We start from the raw sequence: 18,652 nt of genomic DNA, 5'->3' as shown, positions 1-18,652 counted from the left end.
AAAATTTATAAATAACTCGATTGTGAAATACGTTCTAACATATCCACATCGTTTAGGATAATCCTTTTACTCTCAATTTCTATAAGGTTATCACCCTTTAATCCGGATAATGTACGAATTACGGTTTCTTTTGCAGCACCTACCAATCCAGCCAAATCATCTCTGGTAATGTATAATTCTACATTTTTTCTATCAGGTGTTTTTTCCTTTGTATAGAGGTCAACCAATACTTTTGCAACGCGCTGCCTTACGGAGGCATAGGCTATTTCTACCAACTGAGTTTCTTTTTCTAACAAGTTATTGGACAACATATTAATAAAAGTTTTTGACACCTGTTTATTGCCATAAATCAATGTTGTAAAATCGTCTTTTGGGATACTGCATATTTTAGCATCTTCCAAAACGGTTGCATTTTCAGTATACAGGTTATCTTCACCCAATAATGGCATATAGCCAATAAAATCACCTGAACCATACATTCCAGTAATAAAATCCTTTCCAGTTTCTGAAGTTTTATAGGTTTTTACTTTTCCACTTTCAATAAAATAAAGTTGGTTTGCACGAAACCCTTCCTGAAAAATATCCATTTTCTTTGAAAACGATTGCACGCTTCTATCTTTTGATAAATCTTTAAATTCCGTAAACTGTGACACTTCATCAAAAAAAGCGTTGATACCAGAAATATTCTTGCTGTATTCCTTCTTAAGAATATCATTTTTTTTCAAACGAATTTCTATAGCATCGAGCAAATCATTTTCTTCAAAAGGCTTGGTTAAATAATCGTCCGCACCTAAGTTCATACCTTTTCGTAAATCGGTTTTATCTGCTTTGGCAGTTAAAAAGATAAAAGGGATATGAGCTGTTTCGGTATGTTTTCCTAAAATATGAAGAACCCCATAACCATCGAGCACAGGCATCATAATGTCGCAAATAATAATATTTGGTAAAAATTGTTTTGCTTTTTCAACGCCAATCTTCCCATTCTCGGCAGTTTGCACATCATAACCTGCAAGCGTTAAGATATCAGCGGTGGTTTCCCGCACATCGAGATTGTCCTCAATAAGTAAAAGTTTCTTCATTTGTTGATTGTTTTAATGGTAATATCACGGTAAAGGTACTACCTTGATTTGGTTCGCTTTTAAACGCAATACTGCCGCCAAGAATTTCGACATAGCGTTTCACAATATGAAGCCCAAGTCCCGTACCTTGAATATTGGTGACATTTTGTGCTCTAAAAAAGCGGTCGAACAAATTGGCCTGCTCATCTTCTGGGATGCCTATACCATCGTCGGTCACCTCTATTGTAAACTGTGATTTATTAGTCTTTAATTCTAAAATTATTTGTTTGTTTTCGTTGGAATATTTAATGGCATTGGACATTAAGTTCAAAATAATATGGCGTAAAAGTTTTTCGTCTAAAAATGCCATTATCTCATCTTTATCTGTTGAAAACTGAATGGCCTGTCCTTCTTTTAAATTGAATTCCAAGTCTTCAATTATGTTTTTCGAAAATATCACAATATCTAATTCCTGTGGTGATGTCGTGAGTTTCCCTTCTTCAATTTTACCAAGCGAAAGAAAATCATTGAGAATAGTTACTAAATGCTTAACATTAGATTTAATGCGTTTTACATAATTTTCACGTTTTTCTTCTTGTCCGGCAGCATTCAACTTTTCAATTAAAGTGGCCGAGGAAAGTATGACACTTAGAGGTGTCCGAAACTCGTGAGATGCCATTGAGATAAAGCGCGATTTTAGTTCGCCCAAATCTTTTTCTTTTTGCAATGATTTGTGTATCTTTTTTTCTATGTCTTTCTGTTCTGTAATATTTGTATACACAAAAAGCGCTTGTTCTGCTGTTTCTAAACCGTTGTACAATGGTAAGGAATTAACGGCATAATCATATTCGCCAAATTCAACTTGAAAGGATTTATGGTTTCCATTAAGAGTTTCATTCAAATCTGCCTTTAATCTTTCTCTTCGTTCTTCAGTAAAATTTGGGATTTCATCAACAGTTTTGTTCATCATCCATTTTTCATCCAACCCCAAACGTTTCAAATCTTCGCCATGCACAGATAAAATTTTGTAATGTTTGTCAAAGATTACAATAACACCATTTGGAAATTGTTGAGCAATAGCCAAATATAATGATTGGCTAGATAAGGCTTTCAATTCCGCAAGCTTTGTTTCTTCAATCTGTACACCAAGATTATCATTAACATCTATAAGTTGAGCCACGGTTTCGCTCAATTCATTTGTACGTTCTTTGACTTTTTTTTCTAATTGGTCTGCATAGGATTTTAGTTCATCTTGATTATTTTGAATGGTTATATACATTTGCTCTTGTTCTAAAGCAATTGATAATAATTTGGTAGCATCTGTTAATACATTTTTTTCTTCTGAAGTAGGCTCTCTACAGGTTTCACAATAAACCGCAAAAGTGCCCAAAACTATTTTTTTTGAAGATAGTATAGGAAACGACCAACACGCTTTGAGGCCATTCTTTAGTGCCATTTTTTTATGATCTTTCCAAAGTGGGTCATTTTCAATATCGGCAACAATAACTTCTTTCTTTGTGTATGCTGCAGTACCACATGAACCTACGGAGGGACCAATTTTAATACCTTCGATTGCTGTGTTAAAACCTTCTGGTACTTTTGGTGCTGATAATTTATGTAAAGTTTTTTCTTTAGTATTCAATCTTAAAATAGAAACTAGCGCATTATCTATCTGCTCTTCTGTAGTCTCAATAATTTTGTTTGATATGGTTTCTATGGATTGATGCTTAGCTACCATTTCTAGAATGGTGTTCGAGTTTTCTTTTAAAAGTTCTTCCTTCTTCCTAGTGGTTACATCATTTTGAACACCAATAAAATGGGTCAATTTTTCATTGGCATCAAATACAGGTGTGATGGTAACCTCATTCCAAAATAAGCTACCATCCTTTTTATAGTTGCGAAGTTGAACGTTACACGAATGACCTATTGACATAGCTCTTTTAATATCTCGTACAGCTTTTTGGTCGCTGTCACTACCTTGCAGAAAACCCCAGTTCTTTCCGATGGCGTCGTCTTTAGAATACCCTGTAATGTTAGAAAAAGCATCGTTGACGTAGATAATGGGATGCTTTGGTAATGTCGCATCTACAATGATAATACCATTGGCAGCTGAATCCAGGGCTCTATTTTTGATAAACAGGTTCTTTTCAGCCTCTTTTTGTTCGGACGTATCTCGAACTACCACCAAAAATTTATCTTGGTCTGTAAGCACCACTCGCCCTTCGTAGTGCCTTAATTTGTTTTCCACTAGAAAAGTGTATTCTAACGTTTCATTTTTACCGGTTTTTTCGACCTTGTCAAAAATAGCTTTCACTTTTTTTGTCATGCCTTCAGGTAACATTTCAAAAATGCTATTTCCCACCAATAAGGATTCTATTTTCTTTAAAATCTCAGAATTGGAAGAATGGACATCGGTATAAACGCGTTCCTTATTAACTACAAAAATGTAATCTGGAAGTGCCTGAATGATTGCCTTATTTTTTGCCTCACTATTTTTAAGGTTTTTTTCGACTTCAAGACGTTTGGTAATGTCGATAACATACGCCACAACTATAGGATTGCCATCAATAACCGATGGGCTTAAACTAATTTCCAAGGGAAATAAACTGCCATCTTTCCGAACGCCCGATAAGTCCATGCCTTGACCCATTCGGCGAACTTCGGGCTTCTTGGAGTAGCGGTTTCTATGGCCAACATGTTTTTGCTTTAATTCCTTTGGAATAAGTACTTCAATTTTTTCGCCTAAAAGTTCATCAGTGTCATAACCGAATATTTTTTCGGCAGCAGCATTTAATTTAACGATAACACCTGACTTGTCAGCCACGAGAATACCTTCAACAGAGGTTTCAAATATACCTTTATATAAACTTCCATCATCAATTTTGAGAAATTGCATAGTGTAACTTTTAGAACTATAAAAATAAAAAACGCTTAGTTAGAGGTTGTCATTTTTATTAATTTTCTTCTACTTTTTTATTCTTGATAATTTTCATATTTAAAAAACAGTGTTTCGACCTTATTAAAATGGCCTCAAAAATTAGTTAGCTACGGAAATCGTTAGCTTATCATATAGTTTTGGAATACTAATCTTCCACTTATAAGTATCTTGCAATTTTACACGCAAAGCATCGGCAGCCAAAGGTTCACCATGTACAAGATATACTTGTTCTGGGCTGGTTTCAATGGCACTTGTCCAATCGAGCAGGCCATTTTGGTCGGCATGTGCCGATAGACTTTGAATATGATGTATGGATGCTTTTACTGGATAATATCGTCCATAAAATTTAATTTCGTGAGCACCTTCCGATAATTGTCTGCCTCTTGTGCCTTCCGCTTGAAATCCAACTAACAATACGTTTGTAGAAGGTTCGTCTATCAATTGTTTGAGATAGGTCATAACACGGCCACCAGTAACCATCCCACTTCCTGCAATGACGACTTTAGGTCGAGGGTCATCAATGGTTTCCCAAGTTTCTTTGTAAGATTGAACAATGGTCACTCTATCATTCATAGCGTAAAATTCTTTCATGGAAAGTTTGTGCCAATCCGGAAAATTTTGAAATACGGAAAGCACATGGTTTCCCATTGGGCTATCTACAAAAATTGGAATATTTGGTATTTTGTTTTTTTGATACAACTGCCACAATAGATACATTAAAGTCTGTAAGCGTTCAACCGCAAAAGATGGTATAATTAGCGTGCCTCTTTCTTGAATGGTTTTATGGATGAGTTCGGTTAGTTTTTCGGTAACGCTTTCTTCAGAATGTAACCTGTTACCATAGGTGCTTTCTAAAAACAAATAATCTGCTTTTTGAGGTTTTGCAGGTGGAAATAACAAATGGTCATTAGAGCGACCAATATCGCCAGAAAATACAAAACGTTTGCCGTAAACGTCCAATTCTATAAAAGTGGCCCCAATAATATGGCTATTATATTTAAACCGATAGCTGATATTTTCACTCAATGTAATCCATTCATCTTTTGGTTTGGATTTGAATAATTTAATTGTGTTTTCGGCATCATCAACGGTATAAAAAGGTAATGCTTTTTCGTGTTTTGAAAAGCCTTCCTTATTGGCACGTTCTGCATCTTCTTCATGAATTTTTGCACTATCCCTTAAAATGATTTCTGCAATTGCCAATGTTGGTGCTGTACCAATAATTTTGCCTTTAAAACCTTGTTTTACCAATCGTGGCAAATAGCCTGTATGGTCCAAATGACCGTGTGTGAGCAAAACCGTATCGATAGCAGGAACGTCTATGGGTAAAGCTTCCCAATTTAATTGTCGAAGTTCTTTTAGACCTTGAAACATGCCACAATCAATCATAAAAGATTGTTCTGGTGTGACGATGTGATATTTTGAGCCTGTTACTGTGCCAGAGGCACCTAAAAATTGCAATGTTATTTGTGACATGTGATGACTTTTATTCATGAGACAATAATTTCAGTTCTTTAATGATGCGTTGTTTTCTACTTTCGGAAAGACCTAAATGGTCCAACTGATAGGTTTGCTGTAAAAGTTGTCTGCACAGCACCACATCTCTATCCAATAAAAACTGTTTTTCTCTTTTAGACAATAGATTGGTGACTGTAATTGGATATAAGCCAAGCCTGTCAATACGATCTTTTAAACTGTGGTTTTTTGGATAGTCCCAACTTAAAACATAGAGTCCTGAGCATTCGGCAAACTGTAAGGCATTAGATGTAAAACGTGTGTTTGTTACTAACCAACCTTCGTTTGGCGTGTTTTCGCTTAGTGTTTTATCTGTATAATTATTTCGGATGTCATGAAAACGTGAATGGATATACAGCGGTATTTTAACATCACAATTGCGTTTAGAATCGCTGTGGAATTTACATTCTGCAATGATATACTTACCGTTTTTATGCGCAACCACATCGACTTCATGTGTAACACATTTGCCTTGCATTATTTGTCCAACGGCCACTTCATAACCAGAATACATTAAGATAGCGCCAATAAATTTTTCAAAAGGATAACCTGTTGGACCGAGTTCGTAGATGGCATTTTTTAATTTATACTTTGAAGCGTAAACAGGTCGGTGCTTTTTAAGTATCGCATAAGCACGGTTGTAAATTTCTTTGGTGGAAATGCCTGCATACAGTTCATTGCTAACGGTATTTACAATTTGATCAACGGTGTGCTTGTCTGCACCACTTCTACTTAATGAATTACGTAATTTTTCTTCCGAAAACTCAGTTGTGTCGCCAGAAGCTTTTACGATTTTAAATCTGATTTTTTTTAAAGCAACCATATATTAATGCTGTTTTGACGTGTTCTCTTCTTTCTTAGCTGAACCTTTGTGCTGCACAGATGAAGGCAAAACCAATAATGGTAATTTGGTATGCAACACCATTTTATTAACTATAGGTGTGGAAAGCAAACTCTTAAAAAAAGAGCGTTTATTGTTTATCATTACCAATAAATCTATTTTATTTTCATTATCGAACCTTTCAATTTCACTCAATACCGATTTGCTTTCTACCAGGTGAAACACACATGTTTGATCCTTGAAAACAGTTTCCAAATGGTTCATATTTGCAACACACTCATCGCTCAATTGCTTTTCTTTATTTACTTTCAGTATATTGATGGTTGCTTGATGCAAATTGGCAATAGCCCTTAAATTTTGTAAAAAGGGGTTTTGGGTTTGTTCGCCCAAATCAGTTGAGAGCAGCAGCTGTTTTGGCACTTTATTTTTGTAAGATTCTGGAACTGCGATTACAGGACAATCGACTTGTTTAATGGTTTCGAGCATATTTGAGCCAATAAATCTGTTAGCCTCTGCCGTTACACCTTGAGTTCCCATCACTATTAGCTCTATATTCTTTTTTTTGATGTAGTTTTCAATGACATCAGTAAGCAAACCAGTTGTAGAAATTTTTTTAAAGGTATGACGTGGGTTTTTATGTTCTAGTTTTAAGGTTTCTTCAAGTTGTTTCAGACCCTTTTTTGAATTTTCAAAAGCGTATTCCATAACAGAAGTTCCTGTGTTCTCCTGGGTTAAATATTCTGGATGGTGCGCGGTTATTTGAAAGGTATTCAAAAGATAAAATATAGAAGGTTCATCTTTCATAAGCAACACCGCATAATGCGCTGCATTTAGTGCATTAGATGAAAAATCGGTAGGAATCAGAATATGTTGCATGTTGATATAAACTAAAATGATAAGACAAAATTAACTCGCACATTCAACATTTAAGATGACATAGGTCATTAGAAGGAATGATAAATACTGATGGTTAATAAAAAGCTCAAACAGAGAAAGTTAAGATGATATATATCAACCAAATGATATGATTTTCTAAAATCTATGATTCCAATACTTTTGTTGTTACTCGTGTATTGACCGTTACGTTAATGTTACTATTATTGGTTCTTATTGGCGTTGCCATTGAGTTTTTTGGCTCTTTTTTAGTTGAAAACCTTAAAGGCAATGTATCGTTTATATTATACTTTAATCAAGTTTTTGATTCCATAGTATATGGTGACATTATTCCTGCTACTATCAAATCTTTCTTTTTTGGATTAGCTATCGGAATTGTGGATTGTTATAAAGGTTATTATTGCGCCAAAAGAACTGAAGGCATTGGTTATACTGCCAATTCTGCGGTAGTTGATTGAGACTTTATTAAATAATGCAAATACAATTGTCGAAGATTTTAATTCTAGCGAAGGTGCTTATAATTATATAGTAAAAGATACGTCTATGGTGCATAGTTTATCGTCTACGCTTAAAAATGTGAATGAAGGCACAGATAAATTCAACCAAAACATGGAAGCTTTAAAACATAATTTTTTAACTAGAGGTTATTTCAGAAAACTCGAACAACAAGCGAAAAAAGAAGCCAAGAAACAGCAGATGGATTAGTTTAATTTTATTTGCGATTTTTTCATTTTCTATAAAGTTTCAAATCTTATTAAAAAATCAACGGATTTAAATCATATTTCTTTAAAACTGATAGTAGGTCCGTCAATGGAAGTTCAATAGAATACGTGCCAGTATAAGATGGACAAATTACACAATCGTCAAAATAGAATTCAACATAAGTATCGTTAAGTACAAAGTTGTTTTTGCTTGTAAAAAAATCATCTAAAGACAATTCCCAACAATCATAATACATGTCGCCTTCACCTATTTGTTCGTTAATCTTTTCGTTAATTATGCCTACCAATTCTTCTTCTGACCCTTGATTAAAAAAGTCTTCGTACGTCATGAAAACACCTCTATTTAAATCGAAATTAAAACCGTCGAAAGAATAACTGGGATGCATGGCACCTGAATAAAAATTCTCTTTGTAAAACAGCACACTTACGAGCTGGTCATTGACATTATAGATTTTATAATCTATAAAGCGTTCTTCACGAAATGTTTTAGCCTCAATACTATCGCATAATAATTTACTTTCTAAAATGTCTGATTCGGATTTGGTGATGTTAACATAATAGTCATTAATAAACTCGTTGAAATTGCTATTGGTTGGTTTGTAGGTTTCATTTAGTAAAGGATATTTGAAGTTGATGGTGTAGTCATCTTTTTCTACGAGATATTTTTTGTCGATAATCAATTCCTCAAGTTCTTCACTCTCATCCGCTTTTTGGATGAGTCTCTTTTGTTTTAATTTAATTGTAATTGATTTATCCAACGATTCGATGTCTTCATCTTTAAATTGTAAGGTTTCTTTCGCAACTGGATTTATATCCTCAATAATTTCACTATCGATGATGTTTTCTTTCTGCTTATCGTCTTTGCAAGCTGATAATATTACGAATAGCAATAGCACATATAAATATTTCATAGTCATTTAATTTGAAATTAGTTTCGTCTAATTCTACCTGTTATTTCATCAATTTTAATTTGAAATACAATTGGTAAATCATCCTTATAGATTTTGCTTGAAAAATCACTTATAAAATCCAGTTTCCGATGTTCTTTATTAATGATTAAATCCTTAACACCCAGTGAGAAAATATGTAATTGTGCTTTGGCATCACTTCCTGAAAGTTCACTGAATCTACCTTGAGCCATTACGGAATTCCATGAATTAACCGAATCAACTTCTGAAACTGAAAGCGATACATTTTCATTTTTCCGCATAGCTCTAATCTTATGGCCTTCTGCTGAATAGCCAATAATCACATTATTTTCAGCATCAAAAAAGTATGTGATTGGCACTACATAAGGCCTATTTCTGTAGATGTAGCCTAAGTTGCCAATATAATTTGATGTCAAAATTCTTGTGCTTTCGATTTGACTTAGAATCCTAATCATGGTATTGGGTTTTAGTGTTACCGCTAATTTAACTCGTATTTATATCTAAAACCATGATTTTGGTCAGTTATATAATAATTGGATAAAATGAAGACTAATTGGATCTATTGAAGTTTTTAAATGTAAGATTATACATTTCTATATTCGTAAGAATGGGATTTTTTGTTCTAAGAAAATTGGAATTATAGACTATAATTCACCCATATTAAAGCGAAGTAATCGTAAAGCATTTAAGACCACCACAATTGTAGATCCTTCGTGAAAAGCAACAGCTAGGCCAATATTTGTTAGCCCCAAAATAGTAACTGGAACTAATAAAACGACGACACCGAGACTAATAAAAATATTCTGTTTAATAATCCGCTTAGATGCTCTACTTAAACCAATAACAAAAGGCAAATTCTCAATTTTATCAGACATTAAAGCAACGTCTGCTGTTTCAAGTGCCACATCGCTTCCTGCTGCTCCCATGGCTACACTTACTGTACTTAGTGCCATTGCTGGTGCATCATTGACACCATCGCCAACCATGGCTATTTTTTTATCTCTTTTAAGTAATGCTTTTACAGCTGTAACCTTATCATCTGGTAATAAATTCCCTTTGGCTTCTGTAAGTCCAATTTGATTGGCAATGGCGTTTCCAACATTTTGATGGTCACCTGTGAGCATAATCATGTTTTTAATGCCAATTTCCTTTAATCGCTTTAGCGTCCTAGCAGCCGTTTTTCGAGGTAAATCCATGACACTTATTAAACCAACAATCTCATTCTGAAATGCAACTAACATTACGGTATGTCCATTTTGTAGAAGCTCCTCCATATGAGAAGCGATAGTATCATCTACTTTTATACCTGAATCATCCATAAGTTTTACATTTCCGATAAATACTTTTTTACGGTCATAATCTGCCTGTATGCCCTTACCTTGAATGGCGTTGACATTAGACGCTTTATTTAGGGATTCTATGTTGTGCTTTACTTTTAAATCCTTAGTAATGGCTTTTGCCAATGGATGATTGCTTAAACTTTCTACCTCTAAAACTAATTTCGCCAACTCGTTTTCATCCATATCATTCAACGGAATTAGATTGGTGAGTTTAGGTCTTCCTTCAGTCAATGTGCCTGTTTTATCAAATGCTATGGTTTTGATTTCGCCTAAATCTTCTAAAGCTCTTCCGCCTTTAATTAGTACGCCTTTTTGAGCCGCTCTAGCAATTCCGCTCAATACAGCACTAGGCGTAGAAATTGCCAAGGCGCAAGGACTGGCTGCAACTAAAACTGTAATAGCTCTATACAAGCTTGTGTCGAAATTTTCATCGATAATTAAAAATGCAAAGCACAATAAAAACACAACTAATATCACTATTGGTACATACCATTTTTCAAACTTTTTTGTAAGTCGTTGTGTAGGTGACTTTTGAGTTTCCACTTCACTAACCATTTTAATCAATCGTGAAACGGTAGAATCTTCACTTAATTTAAGAACCAATACCTCAAGGCTGCTATCGCCATTTATTGTGCCAGCAAATACAACATGGTTTTTATCAATATGTTTAAAGTCTAGCAAACTATCTGTGCTTTCAATAAATGTCTTATCTATTGGAATACTTTCTCCTGTTATTGGTGCTTGATTAATACTACTGCTACCACTTGTAATTACGCCATCTGCCGCAATTGTTGTATTTGGTTTTATGACGATAGTATCATTAATTTTCAATGCCTCTACTACGACTTCTTCTAGTTCCCCGTTTTTCTTAACAAGTGCTGTTTTTGGTGAGAGGTTGCCTAAAGCTTCAATTGATTTTTTGGCTTTATTCATGGCATAATGCTCCAAAGCGTGCCCTAAGCTAAAAAGAAACAATAATAATGCACCTTCTGCCCAACTGCCAATAAAGGCTGCACCTACCGCTGCTGCAACCATTAAAAAATCGATATCAAAATCTCCTTTGGGTATTTTTTTGGAAGCTTCTATTGTGATAAAGAAACCACCAAAAAAGTAGGCTACAATGTAACTCAATAAAAAAGTCCAATCTGCTAAGCCCGTTAATTTTGCAATTAAAAAACCTATGAGTAAAAAAATACCACAAAGAATCGCAAAATACAGCTCTGTTCTTTTACCTAAAATTTGATAATGTTGGTGGGTTTCCTCCATTTGTTTAACCATTAACTTTTTAGTTATTATGACGTTTTTTTGATTCGTCTGAGTTTATTTTCAAATCAGGAATTTTAATTAACTCTATAGTTGTTGAAGCTAAAACGACTTTTCCATTTGTGCCTTCGAATCCTTTTCTAATGGCATCACTTAGTAGATGTTTTGTATGACGTCGTTTTTTAAAATCTACAATGTACCTTAAATTGAATTTAATCCAATTATCAGTCAAAGAAATAGCCAATGTTGGTTCTACTTGGGCATCTTCTATATAGTATTTTTTGACAACGTCCATCCATTATGCTTTTGAATTTGTAGTATATTCTGCTAAGATTTCCGAAGTATTTTTAATGACAATTGATTTTGCTAAATCTATATCAGACCCATATCGTATTGGTAAATCAAACTCATCCCAAATAAAAGGGAAATCTTGAGAGTAGTTGTAAATGGGCCCTTTAAATACAAAGGCATTACTTAATTTTACGATACGACCACTATAATTATCGCCACTTACCCATTCGCCAATTTCCATCATGGTTGTGTAAATGCTATCCACATCAATTACATCACCTTTAATACCATTAATTTCAATGCGGTCACCAGGTTGATAAACTTTAACTAGAACAATGTACAGAGAGCCAGCGATGCTTAATATCAGTTCTTGTAAAGTAAATGCCAAGCCTGCTGTAAATAAGCCAATGATTATGGTAAAATCTTTTATAGCTCCAGAAAAATAAGTAATGGTAAAAAAAACCAGTAATAAATAGCCTAAAATTTCTATCGCTTTTTGAGTTTTATAACGAATTACAGTATTAGAAATCTTTCTTTTTAAAAAACGTCTTAGTATCTGAATAACCAATAAAGCAATAGATAATATAGTTAAAAACTTAATTATGTTCCATACAAATGGATTCGCATTTAACCATTCTTTAATTAATTCTATTGCTGACATAGCTGACTAATTTATAATACTCGAAGGAATTCAGTTTTTTTTAGATATTTTTAATATGCTACAACGTATTCAAAGCAATCTCAACCATAGTTTTAAACGTGCTTTCCCTTTCGTCTGATGATGTGCGTTTTTTAGTAACCAACGAATCGGAAACGGTTAAAATAGAAAGTGCCTTAACATTAAACTTTGCTGCAATGGTATATAAACCTGCGGTTTCCATTTCTACGCACAACACACCATATTCTGCCCATTTTTTATAGCTATTAAAATCATCTTCATAGAACTCATCGGCAGATAAGACGTTACCAGCTTTAATAGTAATATTATTTTCTTTAGCGTAAAGCGCAGCTTTCATAAACAAATCAAAGTTGGCCGTTGGCGAATAATCTGCATTAAAAAAACGAGAATTATTAATACCAGAGGTTGACGATGCTGCCATAGCGATTATAATATCCCTAATCTTTACATCTTTCTGATAAGAACCTGTTGAACCCACTCTAATTAATTTTTTAACGCCATAATCGTTAATGAGTTCATGGCAATAAATGAGTGCAGATGGTATTCCCATACCTGTACCTTGCACCGAAACACGTTTACCTTTATAAAAACCAGTATAGCCCAACATACCGCGCACATCGTTATAACACTTATGATTGTCTAAAAATGTTTCTGCTATCCATTTGGCGCGCATTGGGTCGCCTGGTAACAATACCGTTTCTGCAATCTCTCCTTTTTTTGCTTCTATATGAATACTCATAATTTTAGATTAATTTGATTTAATAACGTTAACAACCCTACTTTTTTTTGAAGTTCTACATGTTTGTTTAAACAATCAAAAAAAAATTTCTAATCAGCAAGATGCATCAGTATCAAAAGTATCTTCAAGCTTATCTACATCTTATCATAGCAATTTTATAATTGGTTTTAATTTTTGCTGATACGATAAAATTATAGGGATTATACTCAGTATGGAATGATATTAGTCATTAGTCTCAATAAGATTGAGATGATATTTATCATCGTTCTTGTGCTTTATACTTTCTAATTTTACCACTCAAAATAAAACCGACAGAAATGATTTTCGTAAATGAGTTTCAAGTAAAGCACAAAATAAATTCACTCATAATGATTAATAATAAACACTTGTTTTTCGAAAATCTGTTCTTTAAATCTACGATTAATCAAATAGGATTTTACCTAAATACATCATTTTTAATGATTCGATCAAAATCATAATTCATACTAATTTATACCATCGCTTAAGAAACTAATAATAATTAACTCTCGATATAACTTAAAAATTAAACCATGAAAAAAAACGTCCTTTTACCAACAGATTTTTCGGATAATGCCTGGAGTGCAGCAGTATATGCATTAAAACTATATGCAGAAGAAGAATGTGATTTCTATTTTTTACATGCATCAATAATAAAAGTGTCTATGATGTCTAATATTTCTAATAAATTAAATAGAACTATGTTAGAAAACGCTCTAAACGACCTTAATGAATTAAAGGATATGGCAGAAAAAGCTAACGCAAATGCCAATCACAATTTTCACATTATCTTAAATGAGTGCGATTTAGATGACGCTATAGAAACCGCAATACAAAAACACCATATAGATTTAGTCGTTATGGGAACAAAAGGTGCGACAAAAGCAAAGGGTATGTTCTTTGGAAGTAATACAGTAAATCTAATTAAAGCAACAAAGACATGTCCGATTTTAATAGTTCCGGATGAGTTCGATTTTGTAAAACCCGAACAAATTGCGTTTCCAACAGATTTTAAGCGTTTTTATGGCGAAGAATTATTACCGCTAAAGCGTATTGCTGAATTGCACAACTCTAAAATTAGAATTGTTCATATTTCGAATGAGAATAATTTTGAAAAAAATCAAGATTATAATTTGGCCATGCTGAAAGTTTATTTAGAGGACTATCCGCACACATTTCATTGGATGCCAGATTATGACGAAAAGACAAAAGAAATTAATGATTTTATTGAAGAACTCGATATAAATATATTAACGATGATAAATTACAAGCACAGTTTTATAGAAAATATAATTAAAGAACCTATTGTTAAAAAAATCGGATTTAAACCTATAGTTCCTTTTTTAGTTATTCCATGTCAGAATTGATTTTTAGAAAAGAGTTTTTATTTTTTGAAGATTTAGTGAGAAAGTTAAAATCTTCATTAAAAAAGATATAAACTGACGATTGTTAGACAGTATAGATTATACTATGAGAGTATTTGGTATTACACTAATTATGTTTTTACTTTTCAATTGTGCGTCAACCCAATTGACCAAACAATGGAAAAACCCGGAATATCCTAATTTTGTTCCTAAAAATGTTTTAGTAATTGGTGTTACACCAGATTTAGAAGTTCGTAAAGCTTTTGAATTTCAATTTATAAGAAAATTAAATGCCAGAAAGGTCAATGCCTTACAAAGTAGTGTTGTTTTCGATAAATCGTTTCAAAATTCGAAAAACACAGAGGTGGAAATTGAAGCTAAACTCGAAAAATTAATGGCTACTGGTTATGATGCTATACTTATTTCTGTGGTAAAAGGTATTGAGAACAATGTGTCATACAGTGGAAAATCTTCTAAGTTAGATTACAGATTGCGAAAATTTATTGGTTATTATCTGGCATATCAAGATACGTTTTTCAACGAACAAAACTATGATAGGTATGATGTTTTTACCATAGAAACTTCACTTTACAGTTTTACAGAAGGTTCAGATATCTAAAATATGGTCTGGAACTTATGATATGGTTGATCTTAATAATATAAAAAGTCCATTACCGATTACGTAAATGCAATTATAAAAACTTTGGAAAAAGAGGGTTTGATTAAAAAAATATAATCAAAATAGAAATCTGATAAAAGCTATGAACTAATTAAGAATGAAAAACCAAAAGCGGAACTCGGATCGTGTTGCTAATTTTCGTTGTAGAAGATCCCATAAAAAAACGTTCTAAAAAGCTTTCTTCTTGCACCAATAAAACTAAAAGGTCTATTTTGTGAGTTTGAATATAACAGTCTACCACATAACGCATTGGTATATCGTTGACTACATGATATTCAGAATTCATATCTTTAATAAAATAGCTTAAGTTCTCTTTATCTTTCTCTTCTGTTGAATTCTCACTATTCGGATCAACCCTTAATACATGAATTGTTTCACTAAAACGGTGAGCAAATTTTGAAGCATTGCTAAATGCATTACCGCTCATAGTATCTTGAACATCTAATGGCAAAAGTATTTCTTTGGTTCTTCTAAGATGAAAACCTTCAGGAACTATCAAAGTTGGGCAACTCACCTGTCTTATAACATTAATAGTATTACTACCAAAAACAACCTCTTTCGCACCAGTTACACCATTTGTACCCATTACAATCAAATCTATTGCATTGGCTTTTACCACCTGATTAATAGCATCAGTTAAATTATCATAGTCAACAATAGTTTCAAATTCATAAGCTTCAGTTTTAAACCTTGTATTCAAATTTTGCGCTATTCCATTCAATTCATCTTTTGAATCTTTGACAATTAAATCATATATACTTTCATTTCCTGATACCATAATGTCATCGCTTGTATATGAAATAGAACTTTTTACATGAAGTATACAGAAATTACATCTATTGCCTTTAAATAGGTTCATGGCATAGTCAATGGCCTTTAAAGAATTTTTTGAGAAGTCTGTTAATAAGAGTATATTTTCCATAATAAAATGATTTAAGATTATAAAAATAGAATAAGTTATTCTGAAAAAAACTGATATTGGTCAGTTGTATTCAAATTTGATAAAGCTTGAGATTTTTTTTTAAAGTTACTTAGTAAATAATGATACTTTAATGGATCTTCAACTAAACAGAACTAAACCCAATCAAATGCTATTAAGTTGAGGAAATTTTTACTGGATTCATACAAAAAAAAGCGAAGTTTTCTCCTCGAGTTTTCTACATGCAGTGAGACTCGAGCCACACATAGCTGTATTAGATTCGAAGTCTTACATGTCTACCAATTACACAAAATCGGCTTTATTGGCATTTTTTAAAACCTTCACTAATATTAAGAACTAAATTCATATTCTTTTATCATCAACTAGCCATAACATTATTAGCTTCATATAAAAGTTGGGACAAGTGCGATAACAGAAAGTTTTACTAGAAACAGTGAAACATTTTGTGTCTCAATGTTTGTACTTAATAGTATTAATGCTGAAAACAAAGTGAATTATAAATAACTAAACAATTAAAATTTATTTACTCTTTAAACTACTCTGTTGATAACAGACAACAATTAACGCATATGAATTAACTATTAAAGTATAATTTAATAATTTTAGATTATTGAACACATTAATAATAAATGATATCTATATTATGAACGATAAAAACACAGATTACAGCGATCCAGACGCAAAGAATGAAATGAATTTTCTTAAAATGTATCAAGACAAGGGCTATACTATCAACTTTAGGGTTGAGAATGGTAAACTCATTGGAAATAAAGATTATATCTACAGTTCTGAAGATGTATCAATTGTGGCAGAGCATAGATATGAAGGTATGAGCAATCCTTCCGATATGTCAATTTTATATGTTATTGAAGCCGATAAAGATCATAAAGGAACGATTATTAATTCGTACGGTCCTACTGCTGATTTGGAAATTCACGAGTTTATAGATGCTATTCCTGAAGAAAATGTTGGGCATGATGATAGCATTTTAAATTTAAAGTAATATAATCCATTATGAAGCTGGTTTATTTTGATTCCTATTAAATTAATCTGAACGATACACAAAAAAAAACCATATTCGAAAATTATAATTGGATACACTGAACGTCTGACGTAGTCATTTGCAACATTTTAGTATGATAAATTATCAACATGAATGGGAATTATTTAGCTCAATTGGTTTATCTCGAAACAAAGGAGAATAGATGTTTAGCACCTTCAAAGTAAGTGATTTAATGGCGATGACTTTAAGCGTAATCTTAGTGGTTTAAAGATCTTTAATAATTTGAGCAATTATGTAAAATTGCCGAAAAATATTGATGGATTTCTTGACGATTGGAGTTGCCGACTTAAAGTGTATCACTTTATTATCAAATTGAACGGTGGTCGCATGTAGAGCAAAAAAATGACAAAAAAAACACGTCATAATAGAAAGTTTTATCACTATTATTATGGATTGATACAGTCATAATTTTGCCATAATCGCCGTATTAATTTTTTTCAGACGTTTCAGAAAAATTTACACACATTAAATGTTTTGCTATTGATCCGATTTTGCTTCGCTAATACTCGAGATTTCCCCTAAATCATTTAAGAAAGACAACCACAAGATTAGTATTAGCACTGTTTTTAATACACTAGGGGAATAATTAATTTAATATTTATATTATGAGATCAGTTTGGAATGGTTCAATTAGCTTCGGACTTGTATCAATACCTATTAAAATGTATTCTGCATCTGAAGACAGAGCGCTCGATTTAGACATGCTCGATAAACACGACAATGCACGCATTCGGTACAAACGAGTTAATGAAGATACGGGCGAAGAGGTAGAATGGAAAAATATCGTAAAGGGTTTTAAGAAAGATGATGGATACGTTATTCTAGAAAAAGAAGATTTTGAAAGGGCCAATATTAAAAAAAACAAGACCATAGATATTGAAGAATTTGTTGAAGAAACAGAAGTTGCAGACATGCTTTTCAAAAAACCCTATTATTTAGAACCGCAAAAAGAAGGGGGTAAAGCTTATAATTTATTACGAGATTCACTTAAAAAAACAGGAAAATTAGGGGTAGCTACTTTTGTAATGCGGCAAAAAGAAAATTTATGCCTTATTGGTATTTACAAGAATGTAATGGTATTACATGTCATACGATTCGAAGAAGAAATTAGAGACCCAAATAATATCAAAGTGCCCAAAACTAAGAGCACCAAAAAAGAGATCGCCATGGCCGAAAGTCTCATTGAAAACTATACAGAAAAGTTCGATTTCAAGAAATACAAGGATGTCTATAATTCTCAGTTACTTAAAATTATTGAATCTAAAACTACTGGAAAGAAAATAAAGGCAGAAAAATTAGAAGTTGAACCGACCGCCGCTAAGGATTTAATGGCCAAATTAAAAGCAAGTTTAGAACAGAAAAAGAAGAAAGCTTCCTAA

Annotated in this window: 18 protein-coding genes; 6 read left to right on the top strand and 12 right to left on the bottom strand. The window is 32.8% G+C overall.

Features of this window, described 5'->3' with window-relative positions; all coding sequences use genetic code 11:
• Nucleotides 1–5 precede the first annotated feature (5 nt).
• The 5 genes from QMA06_RS10925 to QMA06_RS10905 form a co-directional block, all read right to left on the bottom strand.
• Nucleotides 6–1,079: a response regulator gene (locus tag QMA06_RS10925; RefSeq protein WP_290206889.1), complete on the bottom strand. Its 1,074-nt coding sequence runs from the start codon at nt 1,077–1,079 to the stop codon at nt 6–8.
• Nucleotides 1,057–3,954 (bottom strand): PAS domain S-box protein, encoded by a 2,898-nt coding sequence (locus QMA06_RS10920; protein ID WP_290206888.1) that lies wholly within the window; start codon nt 3,952–3,954, stop codon nt 1,057–1,059. Before QMA06_RS10920 ends, QMA06_RS10925 begins: the two co-directional genes overlap by 23 nt.
• Before the next feature lie 141 nt (nt 3,955–4,095).
• Nucleotides 4,096–5,472 (bottom strand): MBL fold metallo-hydrolase RNA specificity domain-containing protein, encoded by a 1,377-nt coding sequence (locus QMA06_RS10915; RefSeq protein WP_290206887.1) that lies wholly within the window; start codon nt 5,470–5,472, stop codon nt 4,096–4,098.
• A gap of 10 nt (nt 5,473–5,482) precedes the next feature.
• A complete protein-coding gene (locus QMA06_RS10910) occupies nt 5,483–6,334 on the bottom strand; it encodes an ATP cone domain-containing protein (RefSeq protein WP_290206886.1) in 852 nt (283 codons plus the stop codon).
• A gap of 3 nt (nt 6,335–6,337) precedes the next feature.
• Nucleotides 6,338–7,228, bottom strand: coding sequence for a universal stress protein (locus QMA06_RS10905; protein WP_290206885.1), 891 nt, complete (start codon nt 7,226–7,228; stop codon nt 6,338–6,340).
• Nucleotides 7,229–7,440: 212 nt separating this feature from the next.
• Here QMA06_RS10905 and QMA06_RS10900 point away from each other — a divergent pair, with 212 nt between their 5' ends.
• Together QMA06_RS10900 and QMA06_RS10895 are read left to right on the top strand one after the other, a co-directional pair.
• Nucleotides 7,441–7,704, top strand: a complete 264-nt coding sequence (locus QMA06_RS10900; RefSeq protein ID WP_318036601.1) for an ABC transporter permease — start codon at nt 7,441–7,443, stop codon at nt 7,702–7,704.
• Entirely contained in the window at nt 7,697–7,951 is a 255-nt protein-coding gene (locus tag QMA06_RS10895; protein WP_290206884.1) for a hypothetical protein, read from the top strand. The genes QMA06_RS10900 and QMA06_RS10895 overlap by 8 nt, the downstream gene beginning before the upstream one ends.
• Nucleotides 7,952–8,000: 49 nt before the next feature.
• On the opposite strand, the gene QMA06_RS10890 is transcribed toward QMA06_RS10895, so the two are convergent.
• The 6 genes from QMA06_RS10890 to deoD form a co-directional block, all read right to left on the bottom strand.
• Nucleotides 8,001–8,879 (bottom strand): RsiV family protein, encoded by an 879-nt coding sequence (locus QMA06_RS10890; RefSeq protein WP_290206883.1) that lies wholly within the window; start codon nt 8,877–8,879, stop codon nt 8,001–8,003.
• 17 nt (nt 8,880–8,896) lie between these two features.
• Entirely contained in the window at nt 8,897–9,352 is a 456-nt protein-coding gene (locus QMA06_RS10885; RefSeq protein WP_290206882.1) for a pyridoxamine 5'-phosphate oxidase family protein, read from the bottom strand.
• A gap of 189 nt (nt 9,353–9,541) precedes the next feature.
• Nucleotides 9,542–11,503, bottom strand: a complete 1,962-nt coding sequence (locus tag QMA06_RS10880) for a heavy metal translocating P-type ATPase (RefSeq protein WP_290206881.1) — start codon at nt 11,501–11,503, stop codon at nt 9,542–9,544.
• A 19-nt stretch (nt 11,504–11,522) separates the two neighbouring features.
• Nucleotides 11,523–11,795, bottom strand: a complete 273-nt coding sequence (locus tag QMA06_RS10875; protein WP_290206880.1) for a hypothetical protein — start codon at nt 11,793–11,795, stop codon at nt 11,523–11,525.
• A gap of 3 nt (nt 11,796–11,798) precedes the next feature.
• Nucleotides 11,799–12,452 (bottom strand): mechanosensitive ion channel family protein, encoded by a 654-nt coding sequence (locus tag QMA06_RS10870; RefSeq protein ID WP_290206879.1) that lies wholly within the window; start codon nt 12,450–12,452, stop codon nt 11,799–11,801.
• 58 nt (nt 12,453–12,510) lie between these two features.
• Nucleotides 12,511–13,209 carry a purine-nucleoside phosphorylase gene (deoD, locus tag QMA06_RS10865; RefSeq protein WP_290206878.1) on the bottom strand — a complete coding sequence of 233 codons (699 nt, stop codon included), beginning with the start codon at nt 13,207–13,209 and terminating at the stop codon, nt 12,511–12,513.
• Between the two features lie 551 nt (nt 13,210–13,760).
• Here deoD and QMA06_RS10860 point away from each other — a divergent pair.
• Nucleotides 13,761–14,594, top strand: a complete 834-nt coding sequence (locus tag QMA06_RS10860; protein ID WP_290206877.1) for a universal stress protein — start codon at nt 13,761–13,763, stop codon at nt 14,592–14,594.
• Between the two features lie 130 nt (nt 14,595–14,724).
• Entirely contained in the window at nt 14,725–15,210 is a 486-nt protein-coding gene (locus QMA06_RS10855) for a hypothetical protein (protein WP_290206876.1), read from the top strand.
• 151 nt (nt 15,211–15,361) lie between these two features.
• Here QMA06_RS10855 and QMA06_RS10850 read toward each other — a convergent pair whose 3' ends face one another.
• Complete coding sequence (locus QMA06_RS10850) at nt 15,362–16,192, bottom strand: universal stress protein (protein ID WP_290206875.1); 831 nt, start codon at nt 16,190–16,192, stop codon at nt 15,362–15,364.
• A 628-nt stretch (nt 16,193–16,820) separates the two neighbouring features.
• On the opposite strand from QMA06_RS10850, the gene QMA06_RS10845 reads away from it, so the two are divergent.
• Together QMA06_RS10845 and ku are read left to right on the top strand one after the other, a co-directional pair.
• Entirely contained in the window at nt 16,821–17,213 is a 393-nt protein-coding gene (locus QMA06_RS10845; RefSeq protein ID WP_290206874.1) for a hypothetical protein, read from the top strand.
• 665 nt (nt 17,214–17,878) lie between these two features.
• The gene (gene ku / locus QMA06_RS10840; RefSeq protein ID WP_290206873.1) at nt 17,879–18,652 is read left to right on the top strand and encodes a non-homologous end joining protein Ku; all 774 of its coding nucleotides are present in this window, start codon (nt 17,879–17,881) and stop codon (nt 18,650–18,652) included.

Origin of the sequence: Winogradskyella bathintestinalis, assembly GCF_030407435.1 — a bacterium.
Lineage (GTDB): Bacteria > Bacteroidota > Bacteroidia > Flavobacteriales > Flavobacteriaceae > Winogradskyella > Winogradskyella bathintestinalis.
This window is presented reverse-complemented; position numbering and strand designations above follow the sequence as displayed.